Source organism: Woeseia oceani, from assembly GCF_001677435.1.
In the GTDB taxonomy this organism is placed as follows: Bacteria; Pseudomonadota; Gammaproteobacteria; order Steroidobacterales; family Woeseiaceae; genus Woeseia; species Woeseia oceani.
In genome coordinates, this window is sequence record NZ_CP016268.1 from 1,103,601 (window position 1) to 1,123,879 (window position 20,279).

The 20,279-nt window shown below is 56.5% G+C and carries 16 protein-coding genes; 8 read left to right on the forward strand and 8 right to left on the reverse strand.

What is annotated here, in order from left to right; translation table 11 throughout:
- Positions 1-4: 4 nt before the first annotated feature.
- The 5 genes from BA177_RS04670 to BA177_RS04690 form a co-directional block, all read right to left on the reverse strand.
- Entirely contained in the window at positions 5-736 is a 732-nt protein-coding gene (locus tag BA177_RS04670; protein WP_068613516.1) for an esterase family protein, read from the reverse strand.
- Positions 733-1,974 carry an ATP-grasp domain-containing protein gene (locus BA177_RS04675; RefSeq protein WP_068618907.1) on the reverse strand — a complete coding sequence of 414 codons (1,242 nt, stop codon included), beginning with the start codon at positions 1,972-1,974 and terminating at the stop codon, positions 733-735. Before BA177_RS04675 ends, BA177_RS04670 begins: the two co-directional genes overlap by 4 nt.
- Positions 1,975-2,046: 72 nt before the next feature.
- Positions 2,047-3,180, reverse strand: a complete 1,134-nt coding sequence (locus BA177_RS04680; protein ID WP_068613518.1) for an alpha/beta hydrolase-fold protein — start codon at positions 3,178-3,180, stop codon at positions 2,047-2,049.
- Positions 3,177-4,109, reverse strand: a complete 933-nt coding sequence (locus BA177_RS04685) for a Type 1 glutamine amidotransferase-like domain-containing protein (RefSeq protein ID WP_156762699.1) — start codon at positions 4,107-4,109, stop codon at positions 3,177-3,179. Before BA177_RS04685 ends, BA177_RS04680 begins: the two co-directional genes overlap by 4 nt.
- Before the next feature lie 8 nt (positions 4,110-4,117).
- The gene (locus BA177_RS04690; RefSeq protein ID WP_068613525.1) at positions 4,118-5,341 is read right to left on the reverse strand and encodes an ATP-grasp domain-containing protein; all 1,224 of its coding nucleotides are present in this window, start codon (positions 5,339-5,341) and stop codon (positions 4,118-4,120) included.
- A 199-nt stretch (positions 5,342-5,540) separates the two neighbouring features.
- Here BA177_RS04690 and BA177_RS04700 point away from each other — a divergent pair, with 199 nt between their 5' ends.
- Complete coding sequence (locus BA177_RS04700; RefSeq protein ID WP_068613531.1) at positions 5,541-6,725, forward strand: cation:proton antiporter domain-containing protein; 1,185 nt, start codon at positions 5,541-5,543, stop codon at positions 6,723-6,725.
- Positions 6,726-6,775: 50 nt separating this feature from the next.
- Here BA177_RS04700 and BA177_RS04705 read toward each other — a convergent pair whose 3' ends face one another.
- Entirely contained in the window at positions 6,776-7,501 is a 726-nt protein-coding gene (locus tag BA177_RS04705) for a TVP38/TMEM64 family protein (RefSeq protein ID WP_082989875.1), read from the reverse strand.
- A gap of 173 nt (positions 7,502-7,674) precedes the next feature.
- Positions 7,675-8,574 (reverse strand): LysR substrate-binding domain-containing protein, encoded by a 900-nt coding sequence (locus BA177_RS04710; RefSeq protein WP_197493338.1) that lies wholly within the window; start codon positions 8,572-8,574, stop codon positions 7,675-7,677.
- 94 nt (positions 8,575-8,668) lie between these two features.
- On the opposite strand from BA177_RS04710, the gene BA177_RS04715 reads away from it, so the two are divergent.
- The 4 genes from BA177_RS04715 to BA177_RS04730 all read left to right on the forward strand — a co-directional run bounded on the left by BA177_RS04715 (position 8,669) and on the right by BA177_RS04730 (position 15,167).
- Complete coding sequence (locus BA177_RS04715; protein ID WP_068613534.1) at positions 8,669-9,139, forward strand: Dps family protein; 471 nt, start codon at positions 8,669-8,671, stop codon at positions 9,137-9,139.
- 41 nt (positions 9,140-9,180) lie between these two features.
- Positions 9,181-9,945: a glutathione peroxidase gene (locus tag BA177_RS04720; RefSeq protein ID WP_068613536.1), complete on the forward strand. Its 765-nt coding sequence runs from the start codon at positions 9,181-9,183 to the stop codon at positions 9,943-9,945.
- Between the two features lie 411 nt (positions 9,946-10,356).
- Positions 10,357-11,700: a tetratricopeptide repeat protein gene (locus tag BA177_RS04725; protein WP_068613539.1), complete on the forward strand. Its 1,344-nt coding sequence runs from the start codon at positions 10,357-10,359 to the stop codon at positions 11,698-11,700.
- A 467-nt stretch (positions 11,701-12,167) separates the two neighbouring features.
- Entirely contained in the window at positions 12,168-15,167 is a 3,000-nt protein-coding gene (locus BA177_RS04730) for a TonB-dependent receptor (protein ID WP_082989876.1), read from the forward strand.
- 110 nt (positions 15,168-15,277) lie between these two features.
- Here the strand turns inward: BA177_RS04730 and BA177_RS04735 are convergent, their stop codons facing one another.
- A complete protein-coding gene (locus BA177_RS04735; RefSeq protein WP_156762700.1) occupies positions 15,278-16,048 on the reverse strand; it encodes a hypothetical protein in 771 nt (256 codons plus the stop codon).
- Between the two features lie 547 nt (positions 16,049-16,595).
- On the opposite strand from BA177_RS04735, the gene BA177_RS04740 reads away from it, so the two are divergent.
- From BA177_RS04740 to BA177_RS04750, 3 genes are all read left to right on the forward strand, one after another.
- Positions 16,596-18,053 carry an NAD-dependent succinate-semialdehyde dehydrogenase gene (locus BA177_RS04740; protein ID WP_068618913.1) on the forward strand — a complete coding sequence of 486 codons (1,458 nt, stop codon included), beginning with the start codon at positions 16,596-16,598 and terminating at the stop codon, positions 18,051-18,053.
- Between the two features lie 181 nt (positions 18,054-18,234).
- Positions 18,235-19,686, forward strand: coding sequence for an Ada metal-binding domain-containing protein (locus BA177_RS04745; RefSeq protein ID WP_068613548.1), 1,452 nt, complete (start codon positions 18,235-18,237; stop codon positions 19,684-19,686).
- Between the two features lie 3 nt (positions 19,687-19,689).
- Positions 19,690-20,184 carry a methylated-DNA--[protein]-cysteine S-methyltransferase gene (locus BA177_RS04750; protein WP_068613552.1) on the forward strand — a complete coding sequence of 165 codons (495 nt, stop codon included), beginning with the start codon at positions 19,690-19,692 and terminating at the stop codon, positions 20,182-20,184.
- Positions 20,185-20,279: the final 95 nt, after the last annotated feature.

Here is a 20,279-nt window from a genome sequence, read left to right on the forward strand (position 1 = left end):
ATCGTCAGGCAAATTCTGCCAGGTATTTCGGCAGCATCTCGCGCCAGGTTACCCAGTCATGATGGTAGGTGCTGCCCCAGGGATCGACGCGGTTGGGTATGCCTTTCGCGCCAAGCACACGTGCCATGCGCCAGGACTCGCCGATGTCTTCGTAGTTTCCTTCGCCAGTGGGAAGAAGAATCAAGCGGCTCCGCAAGGTTTCGAGTTGCTCATTCTCAAGATCGGGCAAATAGTGCAGTGGGGACGAGAAGTAAAAATCCTGATTGAATCGTCCTTCAAGGTACTTCGACAGGTCGTAGGTGCCGCTCATGGCGATCGCGAGCTTGTAGGCATCAGGGTGTCTGCAAACCGTTGCGACGGCGTTGAATGCTCCGATCGATGCGCCTGCCGCAACGATTTCGATGTTCTCAGTGGCGCAGTCCTTGCGAATGGCGGGCGTCACCTCCTGATAGATAAACGCGTCAAACAAATTCTGCAGTCGCGAACAGTACTCGGCTGATTCATTGCCAGAGATCCACGCTCGTCCTGCCACGGAATCGGTCGAGTAAACCTTAATTCGGCCTGCATCAAGTAGTGGCTGAAGTGCGCGGATCAAATGAAAGCGTTCGATCTCTTCAGCATCGCCACCGGCGGTCGGGAACAGTAGTACCGGTGTGCCGTAATTGCCCCAGCGAACCAGTTGTACCTCGCGCTCGATTCGCGGAGAGTACCAACGGAATGTTTCTTTGGCGCTCATGCCGCGACGCCTTCACCTTGCCGCCAGCTTTGTATGCGACTCCAGAACAGCTCGGTGAATTCATCAATCTCGTGTTCCGGGTACAACGCGCTGACTTTCTTTCGTATTGCGTCGCGTACAGTTTCGGTGCCGAAGAAAGCCAGCGCAACCTCATCCAGGTGACCTAGGTGCTTGTCACAAAATTCGTAGAATTCATCAGCACTGAAGCGATTCTCCGCAATGGCGACGTAACCTGCCAGTTTTTCGTCGAACGGAATGTCTTTATCCGCAATTTTGTAATAGGCCTGCCAGTTGAGGTCGGTGTTTAACTTTCGCTTTGTCGCTGCACAAAATAATGACCAACGGAGGTTGGCCTTTATCAGCCAGGGGAAGTGGAAGTGCAGAGAGGTAACCTGTGAGTCGGGGCAGGCATTGGCAAAATCGATAGGATGCCAAACGCCGTTACTGCGCAACGATTCACAGGAGTTGAAATCCCAACCAAAGAACGCGTTGATCACCATGGTCATGTTGGCCAGCTGGTTTTCATCCTGGGTCGACAGGAAGTCGACGTCCATCCGGTAGCGATCGTGAAGCGGTGCCTCCGGGTTGTAGTTAACACATAGCCATTGCGGACCCAGGCCAATACAACGAACAAAGGCATCGTAATTTGGCACGCCTTGTTGCAAGTGCATCAGCCGGGTACCGCTATGTTCGTAAGCTTCCTGCAACGCCGTGCGGTCTGTGATGGCGGTAACGCCGACCCATGCACCACCGTCATAAGGCTTCATGAATTGTGGGTAGCCTATGCTGTCGCCAATAGCGCCCAGATCGAACAATTTGGCGTACTGCTTTAAGGTTGCCTGCAAGTCTGCTGATTCGGTGTACTCTTTCGGCGGGATCATCCAGGTAGGCGGGATTGGGAAGCCGAGCCGCATCATCGCGGCGTAGGTGGTGTGTTTCTCCATGGACTGCAGCGTCCATGGGTTGTTGAAGACGTACAGGTCGTCCATCACGATGGATTTCTTTATCCATTCACGGGAGGTGTGATACCAATGCGTCAAGCGATCGACAACAACATCGTACTGGCAAGGTTGTTGCAGGTTGAACGGCTCGATGTACACCCGGTCAACTTCGAACTGCAAACGATCCTTGCCGTGCGGGACGTCAAGATCCAGTTCTTTGATCAGGGCTTCATAGCAAATTGGCCAGCAAATGTCCGCGCCCAGTGAGAGTCCGATACGACGTGTGATGTTTGCCACGGTCATGCTCCTTGCCAATGCTCACTCACCAAAGTGATGGTGGGCCGTCTGTGTTGAAGAGGTTCGTGCGTGTTATTCGTATACCATCCATACCGGTCCTGGAAACAACCATGACAGCCCGTTGCGTTGTCGGTCCCGCCAGTTTTCCCAATTGTGCGCGTCGCGTGCTTCTTCGAAACGGACATCGATTCCTTGTTGTTGCAAACGCGGCACCAGCGAGCGATTCTCGTAGATGAGTGACTCATAGATACCACAGCTCATATAGATCTTGTCAGCAGGGCAGCCAGGTCGTTCGCGAAATTCGTTGATGAATCTCACCACCGGATCAAAAATCGGACCGCGTTTGTGTCGGCCAAGATCGCTGAATGCAAATGAGCCCGACTGCAGCAACAGCCGTCCGAACACTCCAGGGTACCGCCAGGCGGCATGTAGTGCCGCGACACCACCGAAGCTGGCGCCCATCAGGCCGCGCGCAGCAGCGTCATCCTGCAAGGGGAAATGCTCAGTCATGTACGGTAACAGTTCTTCGGCGACAAACTTCGCGTGTTGATCGTTCCCGGCATATTCCTTCAGCCGGTCCGGCGACTGCACGAGTGCCACGATCATCTGTGGGATTTCCAGAGCCTGTATCAGATTGTCGAGAACAATTTTCAGGTCAGCGTATTTCAGGTAGTCGACCCCATCGTGCACAATCAATAGCGGATACCGACGGTTGTTGCGGAAGCGGGCCGGAAGGTACACGTGAACTTCTCTGCTTGAGTTGAGTGCGGTGCTGTGAACGTTATGTGTTTGCAGTGTGCCGCTACGCGCATGGTCGTCGTGCAATGTCCATTGCGGTCTGCGATAACCGGCGCCCTGGCAAACTGAATTGGCACCGAACGGGTCGTGGGCGCGAATTGCATTCAGTGGGTCAAGGATGAGCTCGCGATTGCCGCTTTTCTCAACTTCAAACTTGTACTCGATGCGGGAACCGGCGGGCAATTCGATTGTTGTTGCCCACAGGTCGGTGCCTGGCTGACGTTGCAGTGGTTGCGCCGTATCCAGACCGGCGATCCAGCATCGCAGGAACACCGCGTGCACATCGCCGCGGTATACGAACGTGATGTTGTCGCCTTCAACGAGTGGGAAGGCGGAGCGTTCGACGAAAGTATCAATCGCGCTTGCCGATGGATTGGACTTAAGCAGTGTCGTCAGCGCGGCGTTCATTGCAGTTCCGGACTTTCCAGTAAGCCATCGTCTGTCATTCGCTTTGCCAGTTCGCTGCGTTTTAGTTTGCGTCCGGAAAAATGCAGCTGCGCACCGCTATCGAGAGTAATACAGGTCGCCGGCGAGAATCGGCGGCTCATCAGGCCGACCCGCACCTCGTCTTTCGTGCGCAGTCGTCGCTGGGCATCCGGCATGAAAACATAGCCGGGCAGCAATCCAGTGCCGGGTCCAAGCACTTCCGCGCCGCGTCGGCCTTGCGGCAAGCGGTCGTGAAACAGGACAATCTTGTCACTCAACACCATCGCGCCGGCCGACCAGGCGACGATGTTTTTGGATTCCAGCTGCAGATGAGTGCCGAACAAGCGCAGTCTGTTCAGCAACACCAATGCGTTGCCGCCGGTGATGACGACGGTTTCGCAGTCACTCAGTATTTTATCAATTTGCGCAAACTGCTCCGCCAACAACGCCGTATCCTGCAGCGGGTGTTCTGCTTCGAATTCCGTGTTAATGGCCTGTACCCGGCGCAAATGGTGTCGGTCCAGTGCACGTAGCTGAGACACGGCGTGACGAAGTTCGACGGTGATCATCTCGGCGTCGCCACTTGCACGCAGGATTTGTCGGGCGGCGAGTATCAATTGCTTCAGGCGAATCTGGTAAAGACCTTGCAGCTCTTTCAGCCGATCCTGACGCTGCCGATACGCTGTACGCAACTTATCGTCAGTAGGGAACAGTGCTTCGGCGCGTTTGTAGAGTTGCAGGTCGATCAAAGGCCGCTGAATCAATTCCCGCACGTCGTCTATATCGCCTTCGGCCTCTTGCCAACCAGCGGAAATGACCGCCATTCTGCCATCAGGAAGGCCGGCGCTGCGGATAGCCTCGCCAATGTTGCGTATGGGGCGTTGTGGTCCAAGTAACAGTCGGGTAGGCATGGCAGTTATCAAGCAAGCTCTACGTGAATAATTTTCACGATTTCCTGCAATGCATTTTCAACAACAGCGGTCTCCGGGTGCCGGACAATGATATAGCCATCGCCTTCGTAACTGTCGGAGGGCGACTGGCCGTCCTGTGGCAGTTTCGCCTCGACCAGCAACGAGCCGAAGCGGCGTTGCGCTTCATCCAGGCCGTGGATACGCCGAATGCGCCCCCGGCCCTGACCACGTATGTAGGCGGCGCCCGCGGCGTATTGCCGTGGTGGCGGTGAAAAAGTCGCGGATACCATCAGTTTTGGCCAGGCTCGGTAGAAATCGATGTCATGCGCATACGATAACAGCGACGTGAACTGCGCGCCGGGTGGTCGGGCGCCGACTTCCGAGATGGCGATGCGCCCGTCAGGAAGTTGAAACCATTCCATGTGACTCAGGCCCGTGCGCAGACCCAGGGCAGTAACCGCGGCGAACCCGGCATGGCGGATCGGGTCAAACTCGTTGCCGCTGATGTCTCGCGGCAAGATCACGCACCACTGGATCCACGCGTTCTCCAAGACGGTCAGCGGCGATGGCATGTAACGGGATATCGAATGCCAGATGGGTTCACCGTCGATGACCACGCTGTCGAATGAGTATTCCGTACCGCGTACGAATTCTTCGAACAATGCCGGTTGCTCCGCATTTGGCGGGTAACGCTCGAGAAACGTTGCGAGGTCATGGTGCTGATCGAGGCGGAAGGTGCTTTTTCCTCCGGCACCTGCAGGTGGTTTGACGACCAGAGGGAAGCCGACCGTTGCTGCAAAGTCGTGCGCCGAATGATGGCTGCTGACCAGCGCATGTCTGGCGCACGGCAGATGGGCTTCCCGAAGGACGTTCTTCATGCGCGATTTGTCGCGAAAGTTGCGGGCGGCGTCGACACTGAGCCCCGGCAAGCCGAGCGTGGCGCGAGCTGCTGCAAGTGGGACCTGTAGTTGTTCGAGTGTTGCGATGAGGTGCCTGACGTGACCCAGTGACGCTTCAAGCTGGCGGACAGCTGCGACAAGCTGCTGTGGATCCATGGCGTCGTCGACGCGCCAATGCGCCGCGAGCCGCGTGCGTATGCCATCGGGTAATTTGTCGGCCGGGTCCTGCGTGACCAGCGAGAGTTTGATATCGGCAATCTGCGTCGCGCCACGAACGAAGCGCAAGGTCGCGTCCATCAGGTAAGGTGCGACGAAAACGACGTGTTGTGACATGCCAGCTTCAGGCCGGAAAATTCGTGGTGATCGGCATAGGCATGATTCGCAACCCGTCGCTGCCCGAACCGGCAGGTGTGCCGAAAGTCGTTCGTGCAAACCATGATAATACCCGTTTGCGGCCATGCAAGCAGCAGCGCAGGCTTTGCAGCGGGTATGATACGTGCAGTTTTTCGTTGTACCGGGAGTTAAAGACAGCATGCATATCGACGCGGCCTTGCCAGTGATCGTGGCTGTGATTTTCGCGATTATTCTGGTTGCTCTGGCCTTGCGGGCTGTCGGACAACCGCAGATCGTGGGTTATCTGCTGGCGGGTGTCGCCATCGGACCTCACGGCCTCGGCTTGTTGACCGATATCGACACTATCAGCCGCCTGGGTTCGTTCGGACTGATCATGCTGCTGTTCTTCGTGGGAATGGAAGCCTCACCGCGGCATCTGCTAGGACGCTGGAGGATCGCAGTTGGCGGCGTCCTGTTTCAACTGGCGGCCAGCATTGCGGCGGTCTGGTTAATCGGTATCTTCTTCGACTGGTCGTGGTCGCGCATCATTCTCACCGCCTTTGTGATCAGTCTTAGTTCGACCGCGATAGTGCTTAAGTTGCTGAAAGACTGGCACGAGTTGGGGACGCAGACGGGCCAGAATGTGCTGGTGATCCTGCTTGCGCAAGACCTGGTGCTGGTACCTATGCTGATTACGATCGGCCTGATGAGCGGCGAGAGCACTGATTTACCGACATTGGGTGCGCAGATTGTCGGCGCGGCTGTCTTGCTGGGACTGACGAGCTGGGTCGTCTGTCAGGAACGTGTGCACTTACCGTTCGCGAAATACTTGCGGGCTGATCACGAACTGCAGGTATTCGCCGCGTTGTTCCTGTGCTTTGGCCTGGCATTGCTTTCCGGTCTGCTGCAGTTATCAACAGTGTTAGGCGCATTTGTAGCCGGGCTCATCGTCAGTTCAGCCCGCGAGACGGACTGGGTGCACCGCAGCCTGGAGCCGTTCCGGGTCGTGTTCGTCGCGGTATTTTTTGTCTCTGTTGGCATGCTCATCGAGTTGCCATTCATTTCCGAAAATCTGGTCGAAGTTGGCGTGCTGGTTGCGGCCATAGTCGGTATTAACACGGCGATAAACGCGGCGGTGTTACGTAGCCTTGGTTCGTCGGTCCGGCGCAGCTGGTATGCCGGCGCGTTGTTGTCGCAGATCGGCGAATTCAGTTTCGTGTTGATTTCTGTGGGGCTGTATGCCGGTGTGATCGGTCAGGATGATTATCGAATCATGATCGCTGTGATTGCCGTCAGCCTCTTGCTCAGCCCGCCGTGGATTACCTTGTGGCGCGTAGTGCTGGGACATCCCGAGGGCAAGCCGGACTATCCGCAAAAAGCTTGATACACCTCCGCATCCGGCGCTGATCTGGATGTTCGGCGGTGGCCAGAGGGTTACTGCTCAAGTTCCGCGCGCAAGGCGGCCGTCGCGGTTCGGTGAACCACCCAGGTAGCGGCAACGACCACAAGGATGCCGCTAATCAGTACAGCGCGGCTCGCCCACGGATTCGCGAACTCCTGCGACATCAGCTGTTCTACGTTGGCGGCGATACTGCCCAGATAGGTATAAAGCAACACGGCGGGGGTCATTCCGATCCAGGTTGCCATGGCCATGGTTGGCAAAGGGATTCGACTGAGTCCGTAGATAATGTTCAGCAGGTTGAACGGCATAAGGAGTGACAGGCGAGTCAGCAGTACGATCAGAAAGCCTTTCCTGGCGACTGCTTCATCAATAGTGACGAAACGTGGGTCCGTATTGAATCGCTGCCATAGCCATTCGCGGGCAAATGTTCGATAGACCAGTGCCGCAAGTCCGGCACCGCAGCCGATACAAACCGATGCCAGTGGCAACCCAACGGGCAGCCCGAACAGGTAGCCTGCACTGGCCATCAGCAGCGAGCCGGGTACCATCGCAACGGTCAGAATGATAAATACGCCGGCAAACAACAAGGCTCCCAGCAACAGGTGTGAATCCACCCAGGTCCTTGCCGATTCCAGCCAGGCGGCCAGCGGCAGAAAACTTGCGCCGATAATCACGAGCAATAACACGGCCAGTCCGAGCAGGAATCGGCGTCGGTTGTTGCGACGGGCCTGCCGATCCAGAGCGTCGGCGTTGTTCACGATGGCAGGGCCATGCGGCGGGACCCTGCGTCAGTGCTTATGCAGTGTGTGCAGATGATGAGTGCTTCCTGCAAGGAAAATAGCTTCATCGACCAAGCGATGTTCGTACATTGTGTCGGGTTCAATCCGCAGGTGCCAGTCCCACGAACGCGTCTGACGCTGAAACGGCAGTTTTAGCGTTGACCGTGTTTGCGAAGAAACTCGCCGAGCATATGAAACTCATCGCTTCGCGCGCTGCCCTTGCGCCACGCCAGACCGATTGTGCGGCTGCTTTTCTCGCCGACGGCATGCATCCGAACTCTTGTGTTTCGAAGTATCACGGAATCCTTCGCCATCTCAGGGAGAAACGTAATGCCGAGATCGGCATCGACCATTTCGACCAGGGTCAGCAGGCTCGACGCCGCGAAGCGGCGGATTTTTGCTGAATCGCGTATGCGGCAAGCCGCCAGTGCGTGATCGCGCAGGCAGTGCCCATCTTCCAGCAGCAATATGCTGTCTGCGTGCAACCGGCTGTAACGATAGCGTTCCGGATCGACCCGTTCGGTGCCCTCCCGGTAGGCGAGGTAGAACCGGTCCTCAAACAGGTTCAGCGTCTCGACGCTGCGTAGCTCATAGGGCAATGCCAGCAGGAGCACATCCAGTTCACCATCAAGCAGCTTTTCGTGTATGACCTGCGTCTGACCTTCGTGCAGATAGAGTGTAAGTTTCGGGTAGGCTTTGCGCAGCGCCGGCATCACCGTTGGCAGCATAAACGGCGCGATTGTCGGGATTACCCCAAGACGCAGGTCGCCTGTTAACGGCTCGCGCCGCTCGCCGGCAATTTCAACCAATGCTTCGATATCTCTGAGTACCAGTCGTGCCTGCACCTCAACGTCCTGTCCCGTCGAGGTGATGGTTACCTGCCTGTTGGTGCGATCAACAAGCTGCGTTTCCAGCAGGTTCTCCAGCTCCTGTATCGCGCTGCTGAAGGCGGACTGGGACACGAAGCAGGCTTCCGCTGCCCGGCCAAAGTGCTGATGTTCGGCTAAGGCAACGAAATAACGCAGTTGTTTGGTGGTGGGGAATTTCATCATCTATAAAACCGATCAGAGTCTAGTGAATAATCTATTTTATTTATTTGATGGTTGCAACTACCCTGTACCCATCGAAACACACCGGAGTAGAAAAATGCGCGTCAACATAGGTATTAGCGAAGAATCCCGGCAGGCGATAGCGGGTCAGCTGGCGAAACTGCTGGCGGACACGTACACGCTGTACCTGAAAACCCACAATTTTCACTGGAATGTCACCGGGCCGCAGTTCAATACGCTGCACCTGATGACGGAGGAGCAATACACCGAGCTGGCACTGGCGGTCGATCAGATTGCCGAGCGAATTCGGGCGCTGGGATTGCCGGCACCGGGCAGCTACGCGGAATTCTCGAAGCTGGCGACAGTGGAAGAGGCCAAAGGTGGCGAAAGTGCCGATGAGATGATCAGGCAGCTGGTGATCGGTCAGGAAACTGTTGTCCGCACAGCGCGTGCTGCGGTGACGGCCGCCGATGAGGCGAGCGACGAGCCGACTCTGGATCTCCTGACGCAGCGGATGCAGGTACACGAGAAAACGGCGTGGATGCTGCGCAGCATGCTGGAAGACTGAATTTTTACGTAAACAAATTCTTGATAATGGAGTAACACATAATGTTAGAGAATCGCGAAGGGCAACGAGTACCGAAGACACAGTTTCGCACTCGTGTAGATCACGACTGGGTAAATGTCAGCACTGACGACGTATTCGCCGGCAAGACCGTGGTGGTATTTTCACTGCCAGGTGCCTTTACCCCCACTTGTTCATCGTCGCACGTGCCGCGTTTTGATCAGCTCACGGATCGCTTCCGTCAGCTGGGCGTCGATACCGTGGCCTGTATTTCAGTCAACGACGCATTTGTAATGAACGAATGGAAGGAAGCACAAAAGGCCGAGAACGTTGTGTTCTTGCCTGATGGCAACGGCGAGTTCACGGATGGCATGGGCATGTTGGTCGGGAAAGAAGACCTTGGCTTTGGCAAGCGCTCATGGCGCTATTCGATGCTGGTGAAAGACGGTGTCGTAGAGAAGATGTTCATCGAGCCGGAAAAGCCGGGCGACCCCTACGGTGTTTCCGATGCCGACACCATGCTCGAGTATCTTGCGCCGAACTCTGCGAAGCCACTGGATGTGGCGGTGTTCTCGCGGAAAGGTTGCCCGCACTGCGCACGCGCCAAAGGCTTGTTGCGTGACGCAGGAATCGCATTCGAGGTTCTGGAACTGAACGAACAGTACACGGACCGAGGCTTGCGTGCCGTAGCAGACGCGACGAGTTTGCCGCAGGTGTTTATCAATGGTGACAAAGTTGGCGGTGCTGATGATCTTGAGAACTGGCTCGCCAACAATGCCATTGCAGACGAGCAGCGGACAGCTGCCTGAGAATCTCCCCCTCTGTTTGGGCCGCTTCCCCCCGGCCACGACAGTTCTGGCCCGGCATTGCCGGGCCTTTTTTTGTGCGATGCGCGTCGCCAGCCGATTCTACGCGGTGGGGTTGACGTCTTGGTCGAACCCGGCGTCGCCCGGAGTCCGGTCCGTCGGTGTGGCTGCCGGTTCTCACGCGGGCGGCGGGTAGATGGCACACGTTCAGGTGTTTCCGGCAGACCAGTCTGAGCGCCGCCCTGGTGCCTGGGAGGTTGCCACGAACCGCTAGCCCTGCGCAGAATGGATATAGCCGGAATTCAGTCCGGATCGGATTTTTCAGTCGGCGAATCAGTGCGGAACTTGCTCGCCGTGGCGGGTCAATAGCTAAATCGCAGCTCGCGACGCCATGCGACCGACATTGGACAATACATGAGTCGTTCTCTTACGCAGGTCAATTGCTACATTCTGTTGAGCGCCGTATTGATTGTGGCAGCGCGCGGCAGTGCCCAGTCAGTGGATGATGATTCTTATCGAAATGCCTATGACGGGGCTATCGCTCAGCAATCCTATGATGAAGCAGCGGTCATTGCGAAAATGCAACTTGCGCGTGCTCTGGATGCCGGTAACCGGGACGCATTGTCGACGGCGACACTGTACAGCGATCTCGCGTCAGCCCAGCGGCTGGCTGGCAATTATTCTGCCGCACAGCTTAACTACGAAACGGCGGTCAGCGCGATTGAGGCCCGCACGGACCGAATGAATATCGCCCTCGAGCGTCCGTTATTGGGGCTTGGTGAAACACTCTTGAGTGACGGCCGGCCGGATCTCGCGCTGGATTTTTTTGCTCGCGCAGTGCACGTCAGGCAGGTCAACGATGGCCCTCATCACATTGCACAAGTCGATGCGATTGAGCAACTCGGACAGGCATACGCGGTGCTGGGCGACACGAAAAAGTCGGAGGCTATGGCTACCCGCCTCGGCGTGTTGATTGAGCGGCACGCTGCGACCCCGGTGATCGCTGCGCGCGAGTTGTGGGTGCGGCAAGGTGGGTTGTACCGGCTCATTGACATGCCGGGTATGGAGCGTGCTGCCTATGCTCGTGCTATTGAGGCCGGCGCGGCCGGTGAGCCTGGGTGGGTGGAGCCCTATGTCAGAACGGGTGAAAGTTTTCTCAGCGAGTATCTGCAGGCATACGTTGACGCATCCAGTCAGGACGAACTGCCTGACAGGAAGTTGCTGACGGATGCTGAGCTGGCTTTGCGCGAGGCAATCGAGGTTGCCTATTCGGATGATGGCTTGCATTGGCAACAGAAATACCGCGCGAGTCTCGCACTGGGCGATTTCTATTCTGTTGCTGGAAATTTCAGCGAGGCAAGACAAGCATATAGCGAGGCATGGAAGTTGCTGACAGCCGATCCTGCCGGACTATCTCGCCGCGCGGCCGATCTGGAGTCCACTACGCTGATCTGGCAGCCGCCGATTAATGTCGATGGTCTTGTGCTCCTCGAGCCAGGACGCATGCTCGATGACGGCTGGTTGCCGGACGGCCGCATCAAGGTCAGTTTTTCCGTCAACAGACGCGGCCGCTTATCGAATATCGCCTTGCTGGAAATCAGCCCTGACCGACACCCGCGTATTGAAGCTCGAATCAAAGAAGGCTTGGCCGGTTACGTTTACCGGCCGCGTATGAGCCGCGGCTTCACTGTCGATACGGCGGGGCTGACCATCGAATTCGGATTCAGCGTTCCGTCAGAAAAAGCCACTGAAAAATAGCTGCATTGCAGTCGGTATTGAGTGTTGTGATCTTGCAACAGCGGTGCGGCGCGCGCCGAAATTTTGCGCAAATGTCAGAGCTTTTTCGGCAGGCGAAGCTCGGGTTCTGGAAACATTTCACAAAGAAGAAGCGCGTTTTATCAGCGACAAGTGCACATAGTTTCTTATGCAATTCAGTTGTTTAATTTTGAAACGGGAGGTATATCGAGCGGCCAGCGGCTGCCGCACTGCGATTTTTATTGTGGGGTAAATACCACAACTATTGCGGCGCCAGTTGAGATTGTTACTCTAACGCGACAGTCAGCGGGAAACAGGCCAGTTCAGAGCTTGTACCGCAATGACTACACCGTACGACAGCCGGGTCTCAACATTCGGCGGACGTAGCGAAGATGCGACGTCACGTCGAATGCCTGCCCCGAACGTCGGCGACAACGCCTTAGAGAAGACATGCATAGGGGATTTATGAAATGTGTAAGAGACTAGCGTTAACTTTCGTCTCTGCCGTTTTGTTGACGTTTGGTTCCATGACGGCGGTATTCGCACAGGGTGCGACCGGTACGCTCGATGGCCAGACAGTAGACAGCAACGGTACGCCTGTGTCCGGAGCGACGATCACGCTGTCCAGTGTACGCACGGGCCAGACACGATCGGTTACGACCAACAGCAACGGCAACTTCAGGCTGCAACTTCCGCCTGGTGAGTACAGGCTGGAATCCACGGCCTCCGGTTTTGCCGAGGTGACCATTGAGAGCGTCATGGTCAATCTTGGTACGTCGGTTGATCTCACGATTCCGCTGACTGATTCCGCAATTGAGGAGATCATCACTTACGGTTCAGCGGCAGAGTTTCTGCAGACCACTACCGGCGAAACCGGCCTCAATATCTCGATTGAAGAGCTGGCAATGTTGCCGGTAGCACGAAACATCGAAGCAGTTGCGCTTTTGGCGCCGGGAACAATAGCCGGTGACACTGCGTTTGGCGACGACAAAACGCTGGTTTCATTCGGTGGCGCGTCGGTTGCTGAAAACGTCTACTACATCGATGGACTGAATGTAACGAACTTTCGCAATGGTCTGGGCGGCAGCTCGGTACCGTTCGAGTTCTACGACCAGTTCCAGGTGAAGACAGGCGGTTACGGCGCTGAATTCGGTCGTTCAACGGGCGGCGTTATCAATGCTGTTACGAAGCGCGGTTCGAACGAATTCGAGTACGGCGTGGTGACTTACTTCGAACCTGAGCTGTTCCAGGGCGAAAGTCCAAACTCAATTCGTCCGGACGGTTCATTCTACGACTATAACGGTGAGAACCGTCAGAGCAGTATGACAACGGACTTTTATGTCAGTGGTCCGATCTGGCGTGATCGCCTGTTCTTCTATGCACTTTATGAACCGCGCGATACCGAATCCGAGTTCAACTCGTTGGGCAGCGCAGATACATTAAACGTGCAGAAAGTTGACGACGACTTTTTCGGCGGCAACCTGACGTGGAACATCACTGACGACCATACGCTTAGTTACACGGCGTTCTCCGATGAGCGAGTGATTAAGACTAAGCAGTTTGACTACAATATCTCGCAGTCTCAGCGTGGCGCCGAGATTGGTGAGTCGAGCGAGTTCCGTGGTGGCGACAACAGCATCATTCGCTACGATGGCAATTTCGGCGATTCATTGACCGTTTCCGCGATGTATGGCGAGAACGAGTACAGTCTGACCGACCAGTCGACCACCGATTTCAGTTGTCCGTTGGTTGTTGATGTCAGTGATGGTGCGACAAGCCTGTACCCGGGCTGCTGGATCGCATCCACGGTGCAGACGGGCGGTGACAAGCGCGAAGCGCTACGCTTCGACGTCGAATACTATGTCGGGGATCACACGATCCGTGCAGGTTTCGATCGGGAAGACAATTCGTCTGTTGACGCAACTATTTACCCGGGTTTCGACTTTAACCCGAGCCAGCTCGGCGGAATCTATTACCGCTATGAGACTTATGCGGTTGGCCAGCAGTTGTCGAACGGCGCGACCATGACGGATGTCAACGGTGACGGATCCGATGTCGATACCGTACGGATACGCTACATCGAGAACGGTGGTAGTTTCGACACCGTCTCTCAAGCGTGGTACATCGAAGACAAATGGCAAATTAACGATGAGTTCACCTTGAGTCTCGGCATTCGCAATGAGACCTTTGAGAACAACAACGCAGAAGGCGCGCCGTTCATTAAGATCGATGATCAGTGGGCTCCGCGTATTGCCTTTTCCTGGGCACCGGGCGGTTCTGATGACCAGCAAGTGACCTTGAACTGGGGGCGCTACCACTTGCCGATTGCGGCTAACACCAACGTACGATTGTCGGGTGCTGAGCTCGATTACCAAGAGTACTACGTGTACGACGGCAGTCGGGATGCGACTTCAGGGGCGCCTACCTCTATTGATTCCGAAGGCGTTCCAACCACCCAGCAAATCGGAACCCGACTGCTCGTATCGGACGGGACAGTGCCGGATACCAGTGCCATCATCGACCAGAACCTTGAACCGATGTTCCAGGACGAATGGATCCTCGGCTACGAGCGAAACCTGGGCGATAACTGGACAGTCGGAGCGCGCTACGTACGTCGTGAACTGTCATCCACCATTGACGACATCCTCGTAGACTTCGGCCTCGAGGAAATCGGCTGGGACGGCCCGATCGGCTCCGGCAACGATTGCCACTACGTGTTGACGAATCCGGGTAATGATCTGACGACCATGTGCGAGCAGTATCTGGTACCGGGTGATGCAATGAGTGGCACTGAGTTGGTCCAGGTGACAATTCCTGCCGACGCTTTGGGCTATCCGGAAGCGAAACGAACCTACGAAGCGTACGAGTTTACGGCCAACGGTTCGTTCGGTGACTGGACAATGGCTGGTTCTTACACCTGGTCCAAGAACGAAGGCAACACGGAAGGTTACGTGAAGTCTGATATCGGTCAGGACGATGCGGGTATTACCCAGGACTTTGATATTCCGCAGTTGATGGATGGTGCATTTGGCTACCTGCCCAATGATCGCCGCCACAAACTGAAGTTCTGGGCGTCTTATCAGGCATCTGATCGTCTGACCCTGGGTGCCAACCTGGCTATCCAGTCAGGTCGCCCGATCAACGCTTTCGGTGAAGAACATCCGGATGGCACACCCGCCTACGGTGATACCTTCTACCTGAGAGACGGTGACGGAAACCTGCGATTCGTACCGCGAGGTACTGCCGGTCGTACGGACTGGATCATGCAGCTCGACTTCGCTGCGATCTATTCCTTCCAGTGGCAGGACCGCGCTACGGTTGAGCTGCGAGCAGAGATATTCAATGCTCTGAACGGCGAAAGCGCTCGTGAGGTCTACGAATTTGCCGCGATCAACCCGGAGCAGTTTATGTTGCCAAGCAGCTACCAGCGTCCGCGCTACCTGCGATTTGGCGCAGCAATTCGATTCTGATTGCTCAGTCGTATAGCGATGCTAGTACAGGGCCGGCCTCCGAAAGGAGGCCGGTTTTTTTTGATTGAATGCCGTAGTGATAGTTGCTCCGTGACGTGTTTCGCGACGGATTAATTGTTGATTGAATGCGCTGCCCGGATGCGGCGGACGCGTTTGTCGCCTTCGCTGAGGGATATCCGAACCTGTTCTTCAGTACTGTCGCCGAGGTACGGCTCGGCAGCAGCAATCATTACCGGCACGGCCTCAAGTAGGTCATCAACGCTGCCGGTTGTTTCGACATCAACGCTCCACAGCTCTTCCGGCACGGCATTGCTGCGGCCACGTTGTTTTATATCACTCAAATATTTTTGCAAATCCACCGCGACCAGGCTCATGTGTTTGGTAAATACCGTGGTTGCAAACGCATTTTGTTCGTAGCCGCTTAGCTGCTCGACCGGCGGAAGATCCAGGACTGTCGGTTGTCCCGCACTTTGCGCCCCTTGTCCTCCTGAGCTGCTGGAGCCTGTGTTGCGGGCCGCCGCCGATGCGCCTTGTGTGTAAGGCGTTTCGTACATTGCTCTGCTGACGGTATGGTAGGATTTTTTCGGGTCGCTTATGTCTGCGGATACGTAGATGGCAAACGATGCAGCGTTCAGCTGGTCTTCGGCGATGCGCTGATAACCGTGTTCGGCCATTGCTCGCTCCAGCTGGCTTGCGTACTGATCAAACTGTGGGGACTCCAGTGGGAAGTCCTGATCATTCGATAGAATGATGTAAGTATTGCCTGGTGCAGACACATTGCTCTTGTGCGCCGACACGTCCAGTTCGTACAGTGTGCCGCAAGCGCTGACGCTGAGAACAAGGCCCACGAACGCACAATGTCGGAGTGCTGCGGTGTCCATGGTTACCTCTCCTGATCGGGTGTTAGTTGTTTTTTCGGCGGTTCAGACTTTGCTAAGGCTTATTCCGTAGTTGACCGGCGAGAAACGCTGAGGTTCAGGCAAAAGCCGAATTTGAGTCGGCAGTTGGCTGGTCAGCCTCATCCCCGTCCCTGGTCTTGCACCGGTCGTTTCGCCTAAACACCGATCCTCCCGTGTTGCAGAGGACAGTCGGGCGCTCAGCCCGGTCGACCCTAGCATTGCCCTTGGCAATTTTGCGGTCAATAGGCTTTGCACTGAAGGTGTCCTAAGCCTCTGAATTCTAGCCATTCGCTGAGTGCCAGGCGCACGGCCTGCAACGGGTTAGCGGGAGCGGTCCATCAGACGCATTCTTGCCGCTGGCAACTCGTCAAGTTGAGGATTCCTCAGCCAAAACCGTCTGCTTGGGTGCGTTCGGCCCTGGCAGGGTTGCGGGCTGACGTACGGAACAGCTCCAATCGGGTCGGGGGCCTTGCTATGCTTCCGTGTACCCTTCGAGCGAGTGAACTACGGGAAAAAAATTGTGAGCAGCATCGATATTAGCGACAAAGATCTGATCAAGACCGGCGCCTATGTTAACGGGCAGTGGATCAACGCAGACAATGGCAGTGTGTACCCGGTCGAAAACCCGGCTACCGGTGAAGTCATTGCCGAGATTGCGAATTGCGGTGTGGATGAGACCCGCCGCGCCATTGCAGCTGCCGAAGCGGCAATGCCCGCATGGCGCAGCAAGTCGGCGAAAGAGCGCGCGGGCCTGCTACGTCGTTTTTTCGGGCTGATGATGGATGCGCAGGAAGATCTGGCGCGAATAATGACGGCGGAGCAGGGCAAGCCGCTCGCGGAATCACGCGGCGAAATAGCCTATGGCGCCAGTTATATTGAGTGGTTCGCGGAAGAGGCCAAGCGCGTGTATGGCGATACCTTACCGGCACCAGACAATGACAAGCGGCTGGTGGTGATTCGTCAACCGGTCGGCGTGGTCGCGTGTATTACGCCGTGGAATTTTCCAAACGCGATGTTGGCGCGAAAAATCGCGCCCGCTCTTGCTGTCGGTTGTACGGTCGTTTGCAAGCCAGCCAACGCGACACCTCTGTCAGCGAACGCGTTTGCCGAACTGGCAGAGCGCGCCGGCATACCGGCTGGTGTCGTAAACATCGTGAGTGGTCGTACGTCGGAGATCGGTGAGGAGCTGACCTCAAACCCGGTAGTGCGCAAGCTGACTTTTACCGGGTCTACGCCGGTCGGCAAGATGCTGGTTGAAGCCTGCGCCAAGACCATGAAGCGAACCTCCATGGAGTTGGGTGGCAACGCGCCCTTTATCGTGTTTGACGATGCCGATCTCGATACAGCCGTAGCGGGAGCAATTGCGTGCAAGTACCGAAATGCAGGGCAAACCTGCGTATGCGCCAACCGCATCATGGTTCAGGACGGTATATATGACGAGTTCGCCGAGAAATTTATCGCAGCAGCCAAGAAGCTCACAATGGGCAACGGTGCCGAAGACGGTATTGACCTCGGGCCGCTGATCAACGAGAAGGCAGCCTCAGACGTGCTGGCATTCATTGATGATGCCGTCAGCAACGGTGCGACAGCCGCGACCGGTGGCGGGCGTTCTTCTCTTGGTGCCTGCTTTATCGAGCCAACCGTGTTGTTGAACGTCAATGACAACATGCGGGTATTTCGCGAAGAGATTTTCGGGCCTGTAGCGCCATTGTTTCGCTTTCAAACAGAAGAGGAAGCGATACAAGCGGCCAACGACACGCCATTCGGGCTTGCCTGTTATTTCTACTCGCGGGATATCGGTCGCGTATGGCGCGTGAGCGAAGGGTTGGAGTACGGAATTGTTGGTATCAACACCGGCATTATCTCCAATGAGACCGCTCCCTTCGGCGGTATCAAAGAGTCGGGACAGGGCCGCGAAGGTTCCAAGTACGGTCTGGATGACTACCTTGAGATCAAATACCTGTGTATGGGTGGCGTCAGCAACTAGCCGCATCGCGCGTACCGTTGCAGGGAACAGGGCGACTGCGCCCGATCATTCGCCTTGCGGGTGGTTGGGTGCATGGTCTGTCGTGCTGGACTGCCAGTGGGTTCCGAACGTGGAGGTCCGATTCCGGCCAGTTTGAATGCCGCCGCCACGTATACTCGTTGCCCGGTTCAGGAGTGGCGATATGCACAACGAAACCCTGGAGCGCGCCCGGCTGGCTCGTGACGCACGCTTCGACGGTCGCTTTTTCATCGGTGTGAAGACGACCGGAATCTATTGCCGGCCCATTTGCCCGGCGGTCGCGCCAAAGCGGGAGAATGTGCAGTTTTTCATGAGTGCGGCTGCCGCTGGCGAGGCTGGTTTTCGGCCATGCTTGCGTTGCCGCCCCGAGTGCTCGCCGGGTACGCCAGCCTGGACAGGAACCTCTGCAACTGTCCGTCGCGGCCTGCGATTGATAGACCGCGGCGCATTGGATGACGGCAACATCGAGGCGCTTGCCGCCAAACTGGGCGTGACGAGCCGGCACTTGCGCCGACTGTTCGCACGACATGTTGGTGCGTCGCCGCAGGCTGTTGCGCACACACGCCGTTTGCACTTCGCCAAGCGGCTGATCGACGATACCGGGCTACCAATGAGCGATGTTGCGATCGCAGCGGGCTACGGCAGTGTACGGCGATTCAATGCAGCGTTCCGCGCAACCTATGACCGCACACCACGTGAGTTGCGGCGATCCCGCGTCCGAAAATCGTTACCCGTCGAGCGTGCAGCGCTTACTGTGCGCCTGCCATACCGGTCTCCTTACAGCTGGACGGAGGTATTACGATTCTATGCAATGCGCGCTATTCCGTGTGTCGAGGAGATTGACGGCGACACTTATCGCCGGAGTCTGAAGTTGGGTGACGCAGAATGCGTGATTCAGATACGGGCCGGGATTGATCATGGTTTTCTATCACTACAAATGCAAAATGTACCGACGGAACGCGTCTTTGAGGTCGTGCAAATGGCCCGCGATGTGTTTGATCTGGATGCGCCGGTCGATGATATCCACGCGGCATTGTCCGCCGACGAACGCCTGCGGGCCTTACTCGCAACACAAACCGGTATTCGAGTGCCCGGCTGCTGGAACGGTTTCGAATTAGCGGTGCGCGCAATTCTGGGCCAGCAAATTTCAGTTAAGGCGGCCACCACCCTGTCTGGCCGTATCGCGAGTCGTTACGGCACACCACTTCATGAACCCGTCGGCAGCGTTACCCACAGCTTTCCGGGTGCAAGTCAGCTGGCCCGGGCCCGCTTCAACAATATCGGTTTGGTGCAATGCAGGGCGGATACCTTGCGGCGGCTTGCCCGCGCTGTACTGGCCGGAGATGTGGTCTTCGAGCCGCGGCAGGACATGCAGAAATTTCACCAGCAGTTTACCGCCATCAAAGGCATTGGCGACTGGACTGCGCAGTACGTGATGATGAGAGCGTTGAAAAATCCGGATGCCTTTCCGGCTTCGGATCTGGGGTTGGTCAAGGCGCTGTGCCCCGGTGAGCGGGTTAGTCCTGCGACACTGGCCGAACGTGCTGAGAGCTGGCGACCTTGGCGCGCTTACGCCGCGATGCTGCTTTGGGGGGCCAACAACAGTGGAGGCTGATTGATGTACTACTGCTACCTGACCACGCCGATTGGGGATTTACTGCTCGCCGGGGACGCGCAACACTTACACGTCATTAGCTTTCCGGAAGGGCCGAAACGTCGTGATCCAATGCCCGAATGGATTTATTCAGAGTCACCGTTTGCGGATGCCCGCGCCCAGTTGCTTGAGTATTTCTGCGGAACGCGGCAAACCTTCGATCTGCAGCTCGCACCCTCCGGTACGGAGTTCCAGCTGGCCGTCCTCGCAGAGTTGCAGGCGATCCCGTATGGCACGACAGTCAGCTATGCCGACATCGCCTGCCGCATCGGTAGGCCGACGGCCGTGCGCGCGGTTGGCGCGGCGAACGGCCGCAATCCCATTCCTATCGTGATTCCGTGTCACCGCGTCATCGGCAGCGACGGCAAACTGACGGGGTTCGGCGGCGGTCTGCCTGTCAAAGAGGCACTCCTGCGCCTGGAGTTGGAGCATAGCCAGCTGCTGCCTGTAACACCCTGAACATTATGTTGTTCTATAGCAACATTTGTATACCTTAGACCCGGTCGCTACTGGGAAACCCCGACCGTTGTTGTTACATTACCTAAAGCGTTTCA

Bases quoted from the DNA above. Each gene is read 5' to 3' on its own strand.
- BA177_RS04710 (WP_197493338.1), bottom strand. From the start codon at position 8,574: ATGATGAAATTCCCCACCACCAAACAACTGCGTTATTTCGTTGCCTTA.
- BA177_RS04730 (WP_082989876.1), top strand. From the start codon at position 12,168: ATGTGTAAGAGACTAGCGTTAACTTTCGTCTCTGCCGTTTTGTTGACG.
- BA177_RS04750 (WP_068613552.1), top strand. From the start codon at position 19,690: ATGTACTACTGCTACCTGACCACGCCGATTGGGGATTTACTGCTCGCC.
- BA177_RS04745 (WP_068613548.1), top strand. From the start codon at position 18,235: ATGCACAACGAAACCCTGGAGCGCGCCCGGCTGGCTCGTGACGCACGC.
- BA177_RS04725 (WP_068613539.1), top strand. From the start codon at position 10,357: ATGAGTCGTTCTCTTACGCAGGTCAATTGCTACATTCTGTTGAGCGCC.
- BA177_RS04715 (WP_068613534.1), top strand. From the start codon at position 8,669: ATGCGCGTCAACATAGGTATTAGCGAAGAATCCCGGCAGGCGATAGCG.
- BA177_RS04685 (WP_156762699.1), bottom strand. From the start codon at position 4,109: ATGCCTACCCGACTGTTACTTGGACCACAACGCCCCATACGCAACATT.
- BA177_RS04670 (WP_068613516.1), bottom strand. From the start codon at position 736: ATGAGCGCCAAAGAAACATTCCGTTGGTACTCTCCGCGAATCGAGCGC.
- BA177_RS04680 (WP_068613518.1), bottom strand. From the start codon at position 3,180: ATGAACGCCGCGCTGACGACACTGCTTAAGTCCAATCCATCGGCAAGC.
- BA177_RS04720 (WP_068613536.1), top strand. From the start codon at position 9,181: ATGTTAGAGAATCGCGAAGGGCAACGAGTACCGAAGACACAGTTTCGC.
- BA177_RS04735 (WP_156762700.1), bottom strand. From the start codon at position 16,048: ATGGACACCGCAGCACTCCGACATTGTGCGTTCGTGGGCCTTGTTCTC.
- BA177_RS04690 (WP_068613525.1), bottom strand. From the start codon at position 5,341: ATGTCACAACACGTCGTTTTCGTCGCACCTTACCTGATGGACGCGACC.
- BA177_RS04700 (WP_068613531.1), top strand. From the start codon at position 5,541: ATGCATATCGACGCGGCCTTGCCAGTGATCGTGGCTGTGATTTTCGCG.